The following is a 17,685-nucleotide window of genomic DNA, read 5'->3' as shown; positions in this document are numbered from 1 at the left end:
CCCCCACCCTGGCGACGACATTCAACGCCGTCCCGACGCTTCAAACCTCGCAATCTTCCCCGGCACAGGCACACGCCGCCGCATCCAGTGGCGCCAGTGCAGCCGATTCTGTCGTTCTCGCACCACCCGTGATCCACACCGTCGATTGAGTTCGTCCCGTCGGCTTCCATGCCCCCGCGTGGAAGTCTCACCTTACCGTTTCTTCCCTCACGATCGAAGCCAACATGACCTCAAAAAACCGCCGTGATTTCTTGCGGGCAGCCGCCCAGGCAGCCGGCTCCGCCACCGCATTGACGATGCTTCCCCTCGGCATCCGCAATGCGCTCGCGATTCCCGCGAACAACAAGACAGGCAGCATCCGCGACATCGAACACATCGTCGTGCTGATGCAGGAAAACCGCTCGTTCGATCACTACTTCGGCTCACTCCGGGGCGTGCGCGGTTTCGGCGATACACGCGCGATCAACCTGCCGAACGGCAAGTCGGTGTGGCATCAACCGGGACTGGCCGGCGTCGGTGAAGTGCTGCCGTTCCGGCCGACGGCGCCGAATCTCGGCCTGCAATTCCTGCAGGATCTGCCGCATGACTGGCCGACGACGCACGGCGCATGGAACGGCGGCCGCAACGATCAGTGGGTGCCGAAGAAAGGCACGACGACGATGGCGTACCTCACACGCGACGACATTCCGTTCCACTACCAGCTCGCCGACTCGTTCACGATCTGCGACGCCTATCACTGCTCGCTGATGGGCGCGACCGATCCGAACCGCTACTACATGTGGACGGGCTGGGTCGGCAACGACGGGTCGGGCGGCGGCCCGGTCGTCGACAACTCGGAAGCGGGTTACGGCTGGTCGACGTATCCGGAAGTGCTGGAGTCCGCGGGCATTTCGTGGAAGATCTATCAGGACGTCGGCACAGGTCTCGATGCCAAGGGATCGTGGGGCTGGACCAGCAATCCGTACATCGGCAACTACGGCGACAACTCGCTGCTCTACTTCAACCAGTATCGCAACGCGCAACCCGGCAACCCGCTGTATGACAAGGCGCGTACGGGCACGAACGTATCGGCGGGCGACACGTACTTCGACATTCTGCGCAAGGACGTGCAGAACAACCAGTTGCCGCAGGTGTCGTGGATCGTCGCGCCGGAAGCGTACTCCGAGCATCCGAACTGGCCCGCGAACTACGGCGCGTGGTACGTCGATCAGGTTCTGCAGATTCTCACGTCGAACCCCGAGGTGTGGAGCAAGACCGCGCTTCTGATCAACTACGACGAGAACGATGGTTTCTTCGATCACGTGTCGCCGCCGTTCGCGCCGTCGTCGAGTGCGAATGGCCTGTCGACCGTCGACACGACCAATGAAATCTATCCGGGCGGCAACAACGGTCAGTATGCAGCGGGGCCGTATGGTCTCGGACCGCGCGTGCCGATGCTGGTCGTGTCGCCGTGGTCGAAAGGTGGCTGGGTGTGCTCGGAGGTGTTCGATCACACGTCAGTGATCCGCTTCATCGAAGCGCGTTTCGGCCACGGCCACGGCCACAAGCTGTCGGAATCGAACATCACGCCGTGGCGCCGTGCCGTGTGCGGCGATCTGACGTCGGCGTTCAACTTCAAGAATCCGAACGATGCGTTCCCGACGCTCCCGTCCACGGCGTCTTACAAGCCGCAGGACGAGGCGCGCCATCCCGATTACGTGCCCGTGCCGCCGCTGGTCGGTGCCGTGCCGAAGCAGGAGTCGGGCGTGCGCCCCGCGCGTGCGCTGCCGTACGAACTGTTCGTGCGCATCAACGACAACAGCAGCGGCAAGCTCTCGGTGCGCTTCGTCAATACGGGCGATGCAGGCGCGAACTTCCTCGTGTTCGAAGCGCTGAGCGCCGATGCACCGCGCACGTACACGGTCGAAGCCGGCAAGCGCCTCGTCGATCAACTGTCCGTGAAGGCAGACGGTTCGTATGACTTCACGGTGCACGGTCCTAACGGGTTCCTGCGTCGTTTCGCCGGCAAGCAAGTCGCGCAGCATTTCTGGAACAGCCGCGATCGCGCGAATCCGGAAGTCGCGGAAGGCTACGACGTGGCGAACGGCAATCTGCAACTGCGCCTGAAGAATGACGGCAACGCGCGCTGCCAGTTCACGATCGTCAATGCCTACGACTCGGGCAAGCCGCTGACGCATTCGGTGCGCGGCGGCGATAGCGATACCGTCTATCTCGACCTGCGCCATGTGTATGGCTGGTACGACCTGACGATCACAGTGGACAGCGATGCGTCGTTCACGCGCCGTATCGCCGGTCACGTCGAGACGGGCAAACCGAGCATGAGCGATCCGGCGCTGGGCGCTTAAACGCTAGTTCGCTTGCGCGATAAGTAAAAGCCCGTACCGTTGTCGACGGTACGGGCTTTTCTATTGTCGATGCACGAAGCGAAGGTGGCGCTTATCCGCGTTTCGGAATGTCCAACCCTCTGATGACGGCAGGACGCGCGAGAAATGCGTCGAGCGTGCGCTTCACATGCGGGTAGTTGTCGAAGCCAACCAGATCGCCAGCCTCATAAAAGCCCACCAGATTGCGCACCCACGGAAACGTCGCGATATCGGCGATCGTGTAGTCGTCGCCCATGATCCACTTGCGCGTGGCGAGCCGCTCATTCAGCACGTTGAGCAGGCGTTTCGCTTCGTTGATGTAGCGGTCGCGCGGACGCTTGTCCTCATAGTCCTTGCCGGCGAACTTATGGAAGAAGCCGACCTGGCCGAACATCGGACCGATGCCGCCCATCTGGAACATCACCCACTGGATCGTCTCGTAGCGTGCCGACGCGCGCTGCGGCATCAGTTGTCCCGTCTTGTCGGCAAGATAGATCAGGATCGCGCCCGACTCAAACAGCGGCAACGGTTCGCCATCCGGTCCGTTCGGATCGATGATCGCGGGAATCTTGTTGTTCGGATTGAGCGAGACGAATTCCGGCGACAACTGATCGTTCGAATCGAAGCGCACCAGATGCGGTTCGTACGCGAGGCCCGTTTCTTCCAGCATGATCGACACCTTGACGCCGTTGGGTGTCGGCAGCGAGTAGAGCTGGATGCGCTCAGGGTGCACAGCCGGCCACTTCCTGGCGATCGGAAAAACGGTTGGATCAGGCATGAAGAATGTCCTTGTCAGTGGATGTCGGCAAACAGGGATCAATATAGACGGGTTGAGTGGACTTTGCTTGTGGCTGAACGGTTGGAGTGTCAACGCCAGCGGCCGTCAATGCGAATGCCGATGATGAATATCCGGAAAGTGCGCATGCGTGTGCGTGATGCGCGCGTGACGGTGCGGGTGCACATGCGGTTCCACGCCATCCCACTCGAAATCGTGTGTGTGCTGATGATGCTCGTCGTGTCGATGCCGATGATTGTGTTCGAGCGCTTCGTGCGTGTGTTCGTGTACGTGACGCTCGCGCAAATGCAGCCAGACGCCGAGCGCCATCAGCATCGTCGCGATCCAGAACGACAGCGTCGGCAGTTCGGGCCAGAGCGCAAACGAAATCGCGATACCAAACAGCGGAGCCACCGAAAAATACGCGCCCGTGCGCGCGGTTCCGAGATGACGCAGCGCGACGACGAACAGCACGAGACTCACGCCATAGCCGGCCAAGCCCGCCACCATCGACGCGCCGATGAACGCGGGCCCCGGCAAATGCGCGCCCAGACAAAGCGCAATGCCCGTATTGACGACGCCAGCCACCAGCCCTTTGACGCAGGCAATGAACATCGCGTCATTGTTCGAAACCTTGCGCGTGAGATTGTTGTCGATGGCCCAGCACAGACACGCGCCGGCGACCAGCAGCGCACCCGTGCCTGCGCCGCCCGCTCCGGGCTGCCATGACAGCAACACGCCACCCGCGACGATCGCCATCATCCCGAGAAACACCTGCGTGTCGACGTTCTCGCGAAACACGAACCATGCGATCAACGCCGTGAACACGCCCTCGAGATTGAGCAGCAACGACGTCGTCGCAGCCGGCGTCGTGCTGAGTCCGAACATGAGCAGCGCAGGCCCCGCGATACCACCCGCGATGATCGCCCCGATCAGCCACGGCAACTCTTTGCGCGGCATGACGATTTCCCGATGTCCGCTCGCGTCCGACCTTTGCCGCCAGCGTCGGACGAACATTGCAATGGCAAGCCCGCAGCCGCTGCCTAGGTAGAACAGGCCCGCGACCATGAACGGTGACAACGCGCCAAGCAGCGCTTTGGCGAACGGAGTCGTCGCGCCAAAGAGGAGTGCTGCGAGGATGGCCGTAATGGCCGCGCCGTGACGTGTGTTCATGATCAGCCTCTGCTCTTCGCCTCGGATCAACCAGCGCTGACCCGCTCGCCGGCTACGGTTTCGCCCGACTCGCCCGCAACGCGCGAGAGCACCGGTTCGAGCGCTCGCCCCGTGTGGCTCGCCGCGATGCGCACCAGACCTTCGGGGTCAGTGGACGCGACGATCGACCCACCGCCCACGCCGCCTTCCGGCCCGAGATCGATGATCCAGTCGGCTTCGGCGATCACATCGAGGTCATGTTCGATCACGACGACACTATGTCCCGCATTCGCGAGCCGATGCAGCACGCGAATCAACTTTGCGACGTCGGCCATATGCAGCCCGACAGTCGGCTCGTCGAGCACGTACAGCGTGTGCGGCGCCTTCTGACCGCGACGCGTGATGTCGTCGCGCACCTTGCTCAGTTCGGTCACGAGCTTGATGCGCTGCGCCTCGCCGCCTGACAGTGTCGGCGACGGCTGGCCGAGCGTCAGATACCCGAGGCCCACGTCCTTCATCAGTTGCAACGGATGCGCGATATTCGACATCGACGCGAAGAAGTCGACGGCCTCGTCGATTTCCATTGTCAGCACGTCACCGATATTCTTGCCGCGCCACGTCACCGCGAGCGTTTCCGGATTGAAGCGCTGACCGTGACAGACGTCGCACGGCACCTTCACATCGGGCAGGAAGCTCATGCCGATCGTACGCACGCCTTGTCCTTCACACGCAGGACAACGGCCGTCGCCTGTGTTGAACGAAAAACGCGATGCCGTGTAGCCGCGCGCCCTCGCTTCGAGCGTATCGGCAAAGAGACGTCGGATCGTGTCCCATACGCCGATATACGTGGCGGGACACGAGCGCGGCGTCTTGCCGATCGGCGTCTGGTCGACCTCGAGCACGCGGTCGATCGGCTCGAATCCACTGATCGATTCGCAGCCTTGCCAGGCATGCGTGACATTCAGCGACGGCCGGGGTGCGCTACGTGCGAGCACGCTCGAGCGGCGGTTTGCAGCGGGCGCATCGTCCCCTTGCGCAGCTTTGCGGGCGCGACGCACAGCCGGCGACGACAGGACCGATCGCCCCACTGCGTCGAGTAAATTTGCCATCAGCACATCGCGCGCGAGCGTCGACTTGCCGGATCCGCTCACGCCCGTCACCGCGACGAGACGTCCGAGCGGAAAGCCGACCGTCACGTCGCGCAGGTTGTGCAGCGTTGCTCCGTGCACAGTCAGCCAGCTCTCCGGAACGGCCGGCGCACGCTTCGTTGCGAGCGAAACGGGACGCCGCTCCTGCAACGGATGCAGAATCGGCTTCGCGAGAAATTGCCCCGTCAGCGAGTCGGCTTGCGCAGACAGATCGCCGACACGCCCCTGCGCGACCAGCGTGCCGCCGCGCTTGCCGGCTCCTGGACCGATATCGATGATGTGATCCGCGCGACGGATCGTGTCTTCATCGTGCTCGACGACGACGAGCGTATTGCCCTTGTCGCCAAGCTTGCGCAGCGCATTCAGAAGGATCTGGTTGTCGCGCGGATGCAGTCCGATAGTCGGCTCATCGAGCACATAGCAGACACCCTGCAAATTGCTGCCGAGTTGCGCCGCGAGGCGAATGCGTTGTGCCTCGCCGCCCGACAAGCTCGGTGCGGCGCGGTCTAGGCTCAGATAGCCGAGACCCACTTCTTCGAGGAACTGCAAGCGACTACCGATTTCGCTGATCACGTCGCGCGCGATTTCCGCATCACGGCCGCTCAGTTCGAGCCCGTCGATCCAGCGTCGCGTGTCGGACACCGTCCATTGCGCGACGTCGACGATCGGCGTTTCGTCGAATGTCACGGCGCGAGCGGACGGGTTCAGTCGCGTGCCGTGACAATCCGGACATGGCTCCTCGCCGACGCCTTCCGGCTCCTGCTCGTCCGACGGCAAGGTCTGCTCGCGGCCACGGTTGTCGTCGACGAGTACGGTGTCGTCATATGCAGCGCGCTGTTCACGCGTCAACGCGAGACCCGTACCGACACAAGTCGTGCACCAGCCGTGCTTGCTGTTGTACGAGAACATGCGCGGATCAAGTTCCGCGTAACTCGTGCCGCACACGGGACAGGCCCGCTTCACCGACAGCACCTTTACTTCGCCCACATGCGCGGTGGGACCGTTGCGCGTCATCGCGTGTTCGAGGCCGTCTAGCGGCGCGAGCAGATGAATGACGCCCTTGCCCGTCTCGAGCGTTTCGTCGAGCAGCCGGCGCAATTCGGCTTCCTTGTCCGCCGATACGATGATGTCGCCGACGGGCAGCTCGATCGTATGTTCGCGGAAGCGGTCCAGCTTCGGCCACGGATCGACGGGCACGAACTCGCCGTCGACGCGCAGGTGCGTATTGCCACGCGCTTTCGCCCACTTCGCGAGATCCGTATAGACGCCCTTGCGATTCACGACCAGCGGCGCAAGCAAGCCCACGTGTTGACCTTTATGGTCGCGCATGAGCTGAGCGACGATCGACTCGACGCTTTGAGACGTGACGGGCGCGCCATCATGAATGCAGTGCTGAATGCCGAGCTTCACATACAGCAGACGCAGGAAGTGCCATACCTCCGACGTCGTCGCCACGGTACTCTTGCGTCCTCCGCGCGACAAACGCTGCTCGATCGCGACGGTGGGCGGGATGCCATACACGGCGTCGACTTCGGGGCGACCCGCAGGTTGCACGATCGAACGCGCATAGGCGTTCAGTGACTCGAGGTAGCGGCGTTGTCCTTCATGGAACAGGATGTCGAACGCGAGCGTCGACTTGCCCGAACCGGACACGCCCGTGATGACGTTGAACTTGCCGTGCGGAATATCGACGTCGAGCGCTTTCAGGTTGTGCTCGCGCGCATTCACGATACGCACGACATCTTCGCCCTCCACGGCGCGCCGGGCGCGCGCAGCGTTCAACGCGGTCTGCAGCGGCATGCCATGTACTGCAGCTTCCGCCTTTTCGGCGGCCTCCGTTGGCTCGATTGTGTGGCCCATCGCGTCGTCGTATTGCACGAGGGCTTGCCCCGTGTGCGAACCGGGGCATTGCTTGACGTCTTCCGGCGTACCCGCACACACCACCAGCCCGCCTGCATCGCCGCCTTCGGGACCGAGATCGATCAGCCAGTCAGCAGCACGGATCACATCGAGATTGTGTTCGATCACGATCAGCGAATGACCGCCGGCGAGCAGCTTGCCGAAGGCCTGCATCAGCTTCGCGATGTCGTCGAAGTGCAGCCCCGTGGTGGGCTCATCGAACATGAACAGCCGCGCCGGCGCCTGCTTCGCGCCGCCCCGCGCGGTGCGCGCCTGTGCGGTTTCTGCGAGGAAGCCGGCGAGCTTCAGACGCTGCGCTTCGCCACCCGACAACGTCGGGACCGGTTGACCCAGTTTCACGTATTCGAGACCGACATCGACGATAGGTTGCAGCACGCGCAGCACCTCGCCATCACCGGCGAACAGACCGACTGCTTCGTGCACGGTCAGTTCGAGCACATCCGCAATGCTCAGCGCGCGCCCCTCACGCTCGATCTTCACTTCGAGCACTTCGGGACGATAGCGGCTGCCGTCGCAATCCGGGCAACGCAGATAAACGTCGCTCAAGAACTGCATTTCGATATGTTCAAAGCCCGAGCCGCCGCACGTCGGGCAACGGCCGTCGCCGGAGTTGAAGCTGAACACGCCTGCGCCATAGCCGCGTTGCAGTGCGAGCGGCGCTTTGGCGAACAGTTTGCGGATTTCGTCGAATGCGCCGACGTAGCTCGCGGGGTTCGAGCGCGTGGTCTTACCGATCGGCGACTGGTCGACAAAGATGGCGTCGCTGATCTGCTCGACGCCCGTCAGGCTGCGGTGCGCACCCGGCGATTCCGTTGCCTTGCCGAGTTGCCGCGCCAGCGCGGGGTACAGCACGTCCTGAATCAGCGTCGACTTGCCCGAACCCGACACACCCGTCACGCAGACGAGACGTTGCAGCGGGATCTCCACCGTCACGTCGCGCAGATTGTGCTGACGCGCGCCTTCGAGCGTGATGCGCGGCGTGCTCGTGTCGACGGGTCGACGCGCCCAGTGCGCTGCATCGGCGACGTGCTTGCGGCCACCCAGATACTCGCCCGTCAGCGTGCCTGCCGAACGGATTGCGTCGGGCGCGCCGTCGTAGATGATTGTGCCGCCGCGCTCGCCCGGACCCGGTCCCATGTCGATCAGGCGATCGGCGGCGAGCATCACCGACGGATCATGTTCGACGACGACGAGCGTATTGCCCGCGTCGCGCAGACGTTGCATCGCCTCGACAATCCTGTTCAGATCGCGCGGATGCAGGCCAATGCTCGGCTCGTCGAGGACGAACAGCGTCTTGGTCAGCGACGTGCCGAGCGCGGTCGTCAGGTTGATACGCTGCACCTCGCCGCCCGAAAGAGTGCGGCTCTGGCGGTCGAGTGTCAGATAACCGAGGCCGACGTCGCACAAATATTTGAGGCGCGTGCGCACTTCGGCAAGCAGCAGTTTCAGCGCGTCGTCCAGCAGTGCGCTCGGCAAAGTGATTTCGTCGAAAAAGCGCCGGATACGCTCGATAGGCAGCAGCATCAGATCGTGCACCGTCAGACCCGGCAAGGCTTCGAGCTGCGTCCGGTTCCAGTCGACCCCGCGAGGCAGGAAGCGTTGCGCCGGCTCCAGCACGGCGTCAGCGTTCTGCTTCGAGCCCAGACGCCACAGCAGCGATTCCGTTTTCAGGCGCGCGCCACCGCACGTCTCGCAGGGCGTGTAGCTGCGGTACTTCGACAGCAGCACGCGGATATGCATCTTGTACGCTTTCGACTCCAGATAGCCGAAGAAGCGCTTCACGCCATACCACTGTTTCTGCCATTCGCCGTCCCAGTCCGGCGAACCGTTGATGACCCAGTCGCGCTCGGCTTCCGTGAGCTCCGACCAGCGCGTGTCGCGGCGAATGTTGGCCTTCGCCGCATAGCGCATCAGGTCGTCCTGGCACTCCTTCCATGCGGGCGTTTGCATCGGCTTGATCGCACCGCCGCGCAACGTCTTGCGCTCGTCGGGAATCACGAGGCCCAGATCGACGCCAATCACGCGGCCGAAGCCCCGGCACGTATCGCACGCGCCATAGGCCGAGTTGAAGGAGAACAACGCCGGCTGCGGATCGGCATAGCGCAGATCGCTGTCGGGGTTGTGCAGCCCTGTGGAGAAGCGCCAGATCTGCGGCTCGGCCTCAACACCTTCTTGCGTCTGAGCCAGCACGTAGACGTTGACCCGGCCACCGCCGCGCTTGAGCGATGCTTCGATCGCCTCGACCACGCGCGACTTTTCGACCTGATGCAGACGAAAACGATCGGCAACGACGTCGAGCACCTTGCGCATGCCCGTCGCCGACGCGACTTCGCGCTGCGCCTGCACGCGCGTATAGCCGCTCGCGGAGAGCCATTGCTCGACTTCCGCTTCGCTCGTCGTTTCCGGTAGTTCGACCGGGAAGGTCAGCACGATGCGCGGATCGTCCGTGGCCGTGCGCGCGTCCAGTTCGGCGTAAATGGTTTCAGGCGAATCGTGCCGGACGGCCTGCGCGGTCTTGCGGTCGAAGAGTTCGGCCGCGCGCGCGTAGAGCAGCTTCAGGTGGTCGTTCAGCTCCGTCATCGTGCCAACGGTTGATCGCGAACTGCGCACGGGATTGGTCTGGTCGATGGCGATGGCGGGTGGCACCCCGTCCACGCGATCGACCTGCGGCCGGTCCATCCGGTCCAGAAACTGCCGGGCGTATGCGCTGAAAGTTTCGACATAGCGCCGCTGCCCTTCTGCATACAGCGTGTCGAACACGAGGCTCGACTTGCCCGAGCCCGACGGCCCTGTCACGACGGTCATTTCGCCCGTGTGGAGGTCGAGGTCGACGTTCTTCAGGTTGTGCTGGCGTGCGCCACGAATTCGGATCGTTCCGTTAGATGACAATTTGCCTGTCCGTCTGAATGAGTTGGCCGGGGCACGATGGCGGACGATAGCGGCCATGCCTGCCGATGCGGCGAAGTTCGTGCGACGCGTACGGGCAATTTCGAAGAGGCCGCCGCGCCGGATAGGTGAATACTATACTGTATGTTTATACAGTTTTGCACGCCGATTGCACGACGATGACGCGGCGAACGGCATAAGACAAATGACGAGTGTAGGACGCCCGCGGGCTCGGCGGGTTCAGCCGGAAATCGAGTCAATGCTGGCGCAAACCGCGTCGACTGACGACGCCGAAAAAGAAAACCCGGTGGAGCACCGGGTTCGAATGGCCGTCCCCCACAGCCCTCGGGCGAAGGCTGATCGGCCGTTTGCCACATGCCATCTGTCGCCTGGCGGCGGTCGAATGCGCATCGACGATGGTCTTAGTCTGGTTCGCCCCCCGGCGGACCACGAAACGTCGGACGACTCCTCGCAGCACCTCTTGCATCGTCCGAACGTCGAAACAATGTATGAGTGCAGGCTTAACGGAAACTTAAATCGTGCCGATCCCGGCGGAACGAATGCGGTGCGACGCACAGAAAACTCTGGAATAGGACTGCTGCTTTGGTGGCAGTCGAGCGGACGCTACCTATCATTCTTGAGAACGCCGAGGTGGCGGTATCGCGTTTCGGACCTTGCGGGAAGAATCCGAGCGTGGTGCAGGCTCCCGGGCGCCGCAATCCGCAGCGCTCGTGACGGTGACGGCTCGCCACTGGCCGGCATCGCCGCGACCGAAGTGGAGGTGCGCAATGAAGTTCATAGTTCAGTGGAACGGCCACCCGACGGTGCAGCAATCGGCTGTCGAGCGCTTCATGAAAACGGGCGGTGCGTTGCCGCCTGACGGGATCAAGATGATCGGACGTTGGCATTCGATCGGCGAGTTGAGCGGATGCGCGATCATCGAGTCGGAGAGCACGGCACCGATGGCCGCGTGGGTGCTGCAATGGGGCGACGTCTTTACGTTCAGGATCTCGCCGGCGCTGTCGGATGAAGAGCTCGGGGCGGCGTTGGGCGCGCATCAGGCGGGGCAGTGAAGCCGGACGTTTGAGTCGCTTATGCCGGTCGGACGATGACGATTAATCAGGATGACGACGCAGTTGCATCCACTGCCTCGCACGATATCAAACCCGTCCGCCAAAGAAAAAAGGACTTACGGTTTGCACCGTAAGTCCTTTTTGTCCATCTGGTCGGGGCGAGAGGATTTGAACCTCCGACCACCTGCACCCCATGCAGGTACGCTACCAGGCTGCGCTACGCCCCGAAAGCATAAAAGTATAACAGACACTTCATGCGAATAGAACTGCAACAATCAAACTCGATACAACAAATCGTTCAATGCCCGAGCAGGTCGATCACCTGCAGCAGCTCCTTGCGCAACTGATCGACATCGACGGTTGCCGTAGTCGGCTGCACGACTGTACCTTCGACTACCTCGCCCTCGGCTTCCGCGCCCTGCCCGGCACCATGCGAATCGAGGCGGTTGCGCGCGCCGTTGATCGTGAAACCCTGCTCGTACAGCAACTCGCGGATCCGCCGGATCAGCAGCACTTCATGATGCTGATAGTACCGGCGATTGCCGCGGCGCTTCACCGGACGCAACTGCGTGAACTCCTGCTCCCAGTACCGCAGCACGTGCGGCTTGACACCGCATAGCTCGCTGACTTCACCGATCGTGAAGTAGCGCTTCGCGGGAATCGGAGGCAAGACGACTTTTTCGATCGTCGCTGTCATCGTCAGTTAGCGGCCGGTTGACCGTCGTAGTGGTTGCGCGGGCGCGCGAATCGATTAACGCGCGAAGCTCTCTTCAGCGCCGTTCTCAACCAGCGCCTTCAGCTTTTGACTTGCATGGAACGTCACGACGCGGCGCGCGGCGATTGGAATCGCCTCGCCCGTTTTCGGATTTCTGCCCGGACGCTGCGGCTTGTCGCGCAGCTGGAAATTGCCGAAGCCGGACAGCTTCACGCTGTCGCCGCTTTCCAGCGCGTCGCGAATCACTTCGAAGAATGCTTCGACCATGTCCTTCGCTTCCCGCTTGTTGAGCCCGACATTGTCGAACAGCAGCTCGGCAAGCTCAGCCTTGGTGAGCGTCGGTGCTTCGGCCGACGCGCTGGAGGTCGAGGTAGGAATATCGCGGATCATGGCGCTACGCTGCGCCGAAAGAAGGGCTTCGAAATCACTCGAGTTCATTTCATTCATATCTGTCAAATGGCGCTTCAACCGGAACGGAACCTGCGGAACAGCCGTTGATGGTTATCCGCGCAACCGGGCGCCATACACTCGAGCAAGACGATCCACTAAAGTCTGAATGGCCAGATCGACCGTTTCATCCTGAAGGGTCCCACCAGTATCTTGCAAGGTTACACGGAACGCAAGGCTTTTCTCGTGCGCCGCCAGCCCGCCGGAAGTATTTGATTTTGCACGAAATTCATCGAAAAGCGCAACCCTTTGAATGGTCTTGCAAGCCTCTTCCGACAGCGCCTTTTGCATCTCGTCGAAGAGCGCCTGAACCTCGATTTTCTGGTCGACGACGATCGCGATATCGCGTCGCACAGGCGGGAATTTCGATACTTCCGAAGGACTCGGCAACGCGCGCTGCATCAGCGCTTCCGCTTCGACTTCGAACACGATCGGCGCATGCGGCAGGTCGTACTTCTGCATCCAGCGCGGATGCAGTTCGCCGATCCAGCCGATTGCGCGGCCATCGAGTTCGATGCGCGCGCTACGTCCCGGATGCAGCGCCGGATGCTCGGCCTTCACGAAACGCGCGACGGCAGGCGCAAGCAGCGCTTCGAGATCGCCCTTCACGTCGAAGAAATCGACGGCACGCGTCGCCGCGCCCCACTGCTCTTCGACCACGGGACCATACGCGAGCGCGCCGATCATCTTCGGCTGCGCGAAGCCTTCGACGGCCAGCTCGCCTGCCTTGACCGACGCATCCTGAAGGAACACACGACCCGCTTCGAACACGCGGATACGATCCGCGCGACGGTTCAGGTTGTGGCGCAGCACGTTGATCAAACTGCCGAACAGCGTCGTACGCATGACCGACAGCTGGCTCGCGATCGGATTGAGCAGCTTCACCGGCTTGTCGTTGCCCGCGAAGTCCTGCTCCCACTCGGCATCGACGAAGCTGAAGTTCACCGTTTCCGCGTAATCGCGCGCGGCGAGCGCGTGGCGCAGCGTATGAATCGAGCGCTGCGTTTCGTTCGTACGGCGCATTTCGCTGCGTGCGACAGGCGGACGCGCGGGAATTTTCTCAAAGCCGTAAATGCGTGCGACTTCTTCGATCAGATCTTCTTCGATCTCAATATCGAAACGATACGGCGGCGGCGTCACGAGGAAGTCGTCGCCCGCACGCTCGAACGGCAAGCCGAGGCGCGTGAAGATCTGTGCGATCTCATCAGCGCTGATCGCCACACCGATGATGCGGTTCGCGCGCGCAACACGCATCTTCACCGGCGCGCGCTTCGGCACGTTGACGATCTGGTCGTCGACAGGACCGGCTTCGCCGCCGCAGATGTCGAGAATCAACTGCGTGATGCGCTCGATGTGCTCGACGGTGGTCGAGTAGTCGACGCCGCGTTCGAAGCGATGACCCGCGTCCGTCGAGAAGTTGTAGCGGCGCGACCGGCCGCGGATGCTATCTGGCCACCAGAATGCGGCTTCGAGATAGATGTTGGTGGTGTCGAGCGTGACGGCCGTGCTGTCGCCGCCCATGATGCCCGCGAGGCTTTCGATGTGTTGGTCGTCGGCGATCACGCCGACCGTTTCGTCGACTTCGACCGTATTACCGTTGAGCAGCTTCAGCGATTCGCCGCGCTTGCCCCAGCGCACGTCCATGCTGCCGTGGATCTTGTCGAGATCGAACACGTGCGACGGACGGCCGAGTTCCAGCATCACATAGTTCGAGATGTCGACCAGCGCCGAAATGCTTCGTTGACCGGAACGTTCGAGCCGCTCGACCATCCATGCCGGCGACTTCGCGCGCGCATTGACGCCACGAATCACGCGGCCCGAGAAGCGGCCGCACAGATCGGGCGCCGAAATCTTCACGGGCAACGTTTCGTTGAGCTTGACTTCGACCGGCTTGATTTCGAGCGGACGCAGCGGCGCGCCCGTGATCGCGGCGGTTTCGCGCGCGACGCCGAACACCGACAGGCAATCAGCCTTGTTCGGCGTCAGCTTGATTTCGAACACGGTGTCGTCGAGGTTCAGCGTTTCGCGGATGTCCTGGCCAATCGGCGTATCTTCCGGCAGGATCAGCAGGCCGCTATGATCTTCCGACAGCTTCAGTTCACGCGCTGAGCACAGCATGCCTTCGCTTTGCACGCCACGCAGCTTCGAGAGCTTGATCGCGAACGGCGCACCGCCTTCTTCGGCGGGCGGCAGTTGCGCGCCCACCAGCGCGACGGGCACCTTGATGCCGGGCGCCACGTTCGGCGCACCGCACACGATGTTCAGCGTCGCGCCCGTGCCGGCGTCGACCTGACACACGTTGAGCTTGTCCGCGTCCGGGTGCTTGACGACTTCGAGCACGCGGCCCACGACGATCTTCGAGGTAGGCGGCGCGGCGGGACGCAGGTCTTCCACTTCGAGACCGGCCATCGTCAGCGCGTGCGACAGTTCGGCCGTCGTCAGTTGCGGATCGACAAAGGTTCTGAGCCAGGATTCCGGGAATTGCATGGTTCTGTACGTTCTAAACAGGTTGTGTCCGCGTCCGGCCGATACATCGGCACCATGCCGGAGGCGCTGTTTGCGGCGCGACAGTCAGATTGCCGACTGCCGGGCCGCTCTCGTCGCATGCTTGAGCTGCTGGCTCGCGCGCTGCGTCTTGAGTTCGCTTCAGGCGAACTGGCGCAAGAAGCGCAGGTCGTTTTCAAAGAACAGACGCAAATCTTGCACGCCGTAACGCAGCATCGTCAGACGCTCGAGGCCACTGCCGAATGCAAAGCCGATATAGCGCTCCGGGTCGAGGCCCATGTTGCGGATCACCGTCGGGTGAACCTGGCCGGAGCCCGAGATTTCAAGCCATTTGCCGGCGTTCTTGCCTTGCTCGAACATCATGTCGATTTCGGCTGACGGCTCGGTGAACGGGAAGTACGACGGACGGAAGCGCACGAGAATGTCGTCGCGCTCGAAGAATTTCTTGAGGAAGTCGGTGTAGACGCCCTTCAGGTCGGCGAAGCTGATGTTCTCGTCGATCCACAGGCCTTCGACCTGGTTGAACATCGGCGAGTGCGTCGCGTCGCTGTCCACGCGGTACGTGCGGCCGGGCACGATCACCTTGATGGGCGGCGTGTTAGTGCGCGCGTAGCGGACCTGCATCGGGCTGGTGTGCGTACGCAGCAGCAGCGGACGGCCTTCGGCGTCCTTGCCGTCGACGTAGAACGTGTCCTGCATCGAACGCGCCGGATGGTTTTCCGGGCTGTTCAGCGACGTGAAGTTGTACCAGTCAGTTTCGATTTCGGGACCGTCGGCCACGTCGAAGCCAATGGTGCGGAAAATCTGTTCGACGCGTTCCCACGTGTGCATCACGGGGTGCAGACTGCCCGTGCCGGCGCCGCGCCCGGGCAGCGTGACGTCGATGGCCTCGGCGGCGAGGCGCTGGTTCAGCAGCGCGTCGGCGAGCGCCTGGCGGCGCGCCGTCAGCGCAGCTTCGACCTGCTGCTTGACGATGTTGATCCGCGCGCCTTCCGTCTTGCGCGTTTCGGGATCGAGCTTGCCCAGCCCCTTCAACAGTTCCGTCAGGGCGCCCGACTTGCCGAGAAAGCGTGCCTTCTCGTTTTCGAGCGTGGTGACGTCGGAGGCTTGTTCAAAGGCGCTTTTTGCGTCGGCGACAATCTGGTCCAGATCCATTGATCCCATCTTTTCAACGTCAGTATTCAATCGAAGTAAAACTGGCTCGACCAACAAAAAAGGGGCTCGGTGAGGAGCCCCGTTTTTGTTGCAGCGTCACCGAGACTACCGGATGTTCGCTGCAACGAACCACGCAGTACTAGATGCTAACAGCGCAATCAGGCTGCAACGGCGGCTTTCACCTGCTTGACGATCGCAGCAAAAGCAGCCTTGTCGAACACAGCCATGTCGGCCAGCACCTTGCGGTCGAGTTCGATCGACGCCTTCTTCAGGCCGTTGATGAACACGCTGTACGTCATGTCGTGCTGACGCACCGCCGCGTTGATACGCGTGATCCACAGTGCGCGGAACACACGCTTCTTGTTGCGGCGATCGCGGTAGGCGTATTGGCCTGCGCGCATGACCGCCTGCTTGGCGATGCGATAGACGTTATTGCGGCGGCCGCGGTAACCCTTGGCCAGGTTGATGATCTTCTTGTGGCGGGCCCGTGCGGTAACCCCACGTTTTACTCGAGGCATGTTTCGCTCCTATGAGTGTCGGTTAAGGGTTAGGCGAACGGCAGCATTGCGCGTACGGAGTTCAGATCGGAATCATGAACTGCCGTGGCGCCGCGCAGGTGACGCTTGTTCTTGGTGGTCTTCTTGGTAAGAATGTGGCGCTTGAAGGCTTGACCGCGCTTGACGGTACCGCCCGGACGAACCACGAAGCGCTTTGCAGCGCTCTTCTTGGTCTTCATCTTCGGCATGACAACTACTCCATTATTTGATGGACATGGGTGTGCGGTTGGCTCAGAAAGCCCTCACCCGCCCTTCGAGACCCACTCCACTTGGTATGCAGACGGCGTGAACTGCTGGCCGCTGCTTTTCAGGAAAAGCGCGCACTACAAAACTGATGCGCGCGCCATTCTGAAACCTGCTCTGCGTCTAGCGATACGCCGACGCGTGATTCTCAATCTTTCCCACAAACACGCTGCGCTTCACGAGAAGCCCAGCCGATGTCTGCTTACTTCTTTTTCTTCGGCGCCAGCACCATGATCATCTGGCGGCCTTCCATCTTCGGCATTTGTTCGACCTGACCGACTTCGTCCAGATCGGTGCGCAGGCGCTCGAGCATGCGCATGCCGATTTCCTGGTGAGCCATTTCGCGGCCACGGAAACGCAACGTGATCTTCGTCTTGTCGCCATCTTCGAGGAAGCGGACGAGATTGCGCAGTTTGACGTTGTAGTCACCGTCATCCGTACCCGGTCGGAATTTGACTTCCTTGACCTGGATGACTTTCTGCTTGAGCTTGGCCTCGTGCTGCTTCTTCGCTTCCTGGTACTTGAACTTGCCGTAGTCCATCAGGCGGCAGACGGGCGGAACCGCTTGCGGGGCGATTTCAACCAGATCCACGTCCTGCTGTTCCGACAGGCGGAAAGCATCAGCGAGTTTTACGATGCCGAGCGGTTCGTTGTCGACTCCGACCAGACGCACCTCGGGTGCAGTAATTTCACCGTTGATGCGATGCGACGACTTATCAGTAGCGATGTTACGTTTCCTCTAAAAA

At 62.0% G+C, this 17,685-nt stretch carries 12 protein-coding genes and 1 tRNA gene; 2 read left to right on the top strand and 11 right to left on the bottom strand.

The genetic code is table 11. From position 1 onward, the window contains the following. The first annotated feature begins 224 nt into the window (after window positions 1-224). The gene (locus tag QEN71_RS05340; protein WP_201650026.1) at window positions 225-2,345 is read left to right on the top strand and encodes a phosphocholine-specific phospholipase C; all 2,121 of its coding nucleotides are present in this window, start codon (window positions 225-227) and stop codon (window positions 2,343-2,345) included. A gap of 91 nt (window positions 2,346-2,436) precedes the next feature. Here QEN71_RS05340 and QEN71_RS05335 read toward each other — a convergent pair whose 3' ends face one another. The 3 genes from QEN71_RS05335 to uvrA all read right to left on the bottom strand — a co-directional run bounded on the left by QEN71_RS05335 (window position 2,437) and on the right by uvrA (window position 10,247). Next, on the bottom strand, window positions 2,437-3,141 hold the full coding sequence (locus QEN71_RS05335) for a glutathione binding-like protein (protein ID WP_201650025.1): 705 nt from the start codon (window positions 3,139-3,141) through the stop codon (window positions 2,437-2,439). Window positions 3,142-3,246: 105 nt separating this feature from the next. Next, window positions 3,247-4,311, bottom strand: coding sequence for a DMT family transporter (locus QEN71_RS05330; RefSeq protein WP_201650024.1), 1,065 nt, complete (start codon window positions 4,309-4,311; stop codon window positions 3,247-3,249). 26 nt (window positions 4,312-4,337) lie between these two features. Beyond that, the gene (gene uvrA, locus QEN71_RS05325; RefSeq protein WP_201650023.1) at window positions 4,338-10,247 is read right to left on the bottom strand and encodes an excinuclease ABC subunit UvrA; all 5,910 of its coding nucleotides are present in this window, start codon (window positions 10,245-10,247) and stop codon (window positions 4,338-4,340) included. 785 nt (window positions 10,248-11,032) lie between these two features. On the opposite strand from uvrA, the gene QEN71_RS05320 reads away from it, so the two are divergent. Beyond that, on the top strand, window positions 11,033-11,317 hold the full coding sequence (locus tag QEN71_RS05320) for a DUF3303 domain-containing protein (RefSeq protein ID WP_201650022.1): 285 nt from the start codon (window positions 11,033-11,035) through the stop codon (window positions 11,315-11,317). A gap of 150 nt (window positions 11,318-11,467) precedes the next feature. On the opposite strand, the gene QEN71_RS05315 is transcribed toward QEN71_RS05320, so the two are convergent. From QEN71_RS05315 to infC, 8 genes are all read right to left on the bottom strand, one after another. Continuing rightward, window positions 11,468-11,544, bottom strand: a tRNA-Pro gene (locus QEN71_RS05315). A gap of 71 nt (window positions 11,545-11,615) precedes the next feature. Further along, complete coding sequence (locus QEN71_RS05310; RefSeq protein ID WP_201650021.1) at window positions 11,616-12,014, bottom strand: MerR family transcriptional regulator; 399 nt, start codon at window positions 12,012-12,014, stop codon at window positions 11,616-11,618. Between the two features lie 54 nt (window positions 12,015-12,068). After that, on the bottom strand, window positions 12,069-12,479 hold the full coding sequence (locus tag QEN71_RS05305; protein WP_028368821.1) for an integration host factor subunit alpha: 411 nt from the start codon (window positions 12,477-12,479) through the stop codon (window positions 12,069-12,071). Window positions 12,480-12,533: 54 nt separating this feature from the next. After that, window positions 12,534-14,966, bottom strand: coding sequence for a phenylalanine--tRNA ligase subunit beta (pheT, locus tag QEN71_RS05300; protein ID WP_201650020.1), 2,433 nt, complete (start codon window positions 14,964-14,966; stop codon window positions 12,534-12,536). Between the two features lie 159 nt (window positions 14,967-15,125). Further along, the gene (pheS, locus tag QEN71_RS05295; protein WP_201650019.1) at window positions 15,126-16,139 is read right to left on the bottom strand and encodes a phenylalanine--tRNA ligase subunit alpha; all 1,014 of its coding nucleotides are present in this window, start codon (window positions 16,137-16,139) and stop codon (window positions 15,126-15,128) included. A gap of 158 nt (window positions 16,140-16,297) precedes the next feature. Continuing rightward, entirely contained in the window at window positions 16,298-16,657 is a 360-nt protein-coding gene (gene rplT / locus QEN71_RS05290) for a 50S ribosomal protein L20 (RefSeq protein WP_004192938.1), read from the bottom strand. A 29-nt stretch (window positions 16,658-16,686) separates the two neighbouring features. After that, complete coding sequence (gene rpmI / locus QEN71_RS05285) at window positions 16,687-16,884, bottom strand: 50S ribosomal protein L35 (protein WP_004191477.1); 198 nt, start codon at window positions 16,882-16,884, stop codon at window positions 16,687-16,689. A 257-nt stretch (window positions 16,885-17,141) separates the two neighbouring features. Continuing rightward, the gene (infC, locus tag QEN71_RS05280; RefSeq protein ID WP_201650257.1) at window positions 17,142-17,666 is read right to left on the bottom strand and encodes a translation initiation factor IF-3; all 525 of its coding nucleotides are present in this window, start codon (window positions 17,664-17,666) and stop codon (window positions 17,142-17,144) included. Window positions 17,667-17,685: the final 19 nt, after the last annotated feature.

It is taken from the genome of Paraburkholderia sabiae, from assembly GCF_030412785.1.
Taxonomy (GTDB): domain Bacteria; phylum Pseudomonadota; class Gammaproteobacteria; order Burkholderiales; family Burkholderiaceae; genus Paraburkholderia; species Paraburkholderia sabiae.
The sequence above is the reverse complement of the archived record's forward strand: the minus strand, read 5'-3'. Positions and strand labels throughout refer to the sequence as shown.

Excerpts from the sequence above, each read along its gene's own strand:
- QEN71_RS05340 (WP_201650026.1), top strand. The coding sequence starts at position 225 with ATGACCTCAAAAAACCGCCGTGATTTCTTGCGGGCAGCCGCCCAGGCA.
- QEN71_RS05335 (WP_201650025.1), bottom strand. The coding sequence starts at position 3,141 with ATGCCTGATCCAACCGTTTTTCCGATCGCCAGGAAGTGGCCGGCTGTG.
- QEN71_RS05330 (WP_201650024.1), bottom strand. The coding sequence starts at position 4,311 with ATGAACACACGTCACGGCGCGGCCATTACGGCCATCCTCGCAGCACTC.
- QEN71_RS05320 (WP_201650022.1), top strand. The coding sequence starts at position 11,033 with ATGAAGTTCATAGTTCAGTGGAACGGCCACCCGACGGTGCAGCAATCG.
- QEN71_RS05310 (WP_201650021.1), bottom strand. The coding sequence starts at position 12,014 with ATGACAGCGACGATCGAAAAAGTCGTCTTGCCTCCGATTCCCGCGAAG.
- QEN71_RS05305 (WP_028368821.1), bottom strand. The coding sequence starts at position 12,479 with ATGAATGAAATGAACTCGAGTGATTTCGAAGCCCTTCTTTCGGCGCAG.
- pheT (WP_201650020.1), bottom strand. The coding sequence starts at position 14,966 with ATGCAATTCCCGGAATCCTGGCTCAGAACCTTTGTCGATCCGCAACTG.
- pheS (WP_201650019.1), bottom strand. The coding sequence starts at position 16,139 with ATGGATCTGGACCAGATTGTCGCCGACGCAAAAAGCGCCTTTGAACAA.
- rplT (WP_004192938.1), bottom strand. The coding sequence starts at position 16,657 with ATGCCTCGAGTAAAACGTGGGGTTACCGCACGGGCCCGCCACAAGAAG.
- rpmI (WP_004191477.1), bottom strand. The coding sequence starts at position 16,884 with ATGCCGAAGATGAAGACCAAGAAGAGCGCTGCAAAGCGCTTCGTGGTT.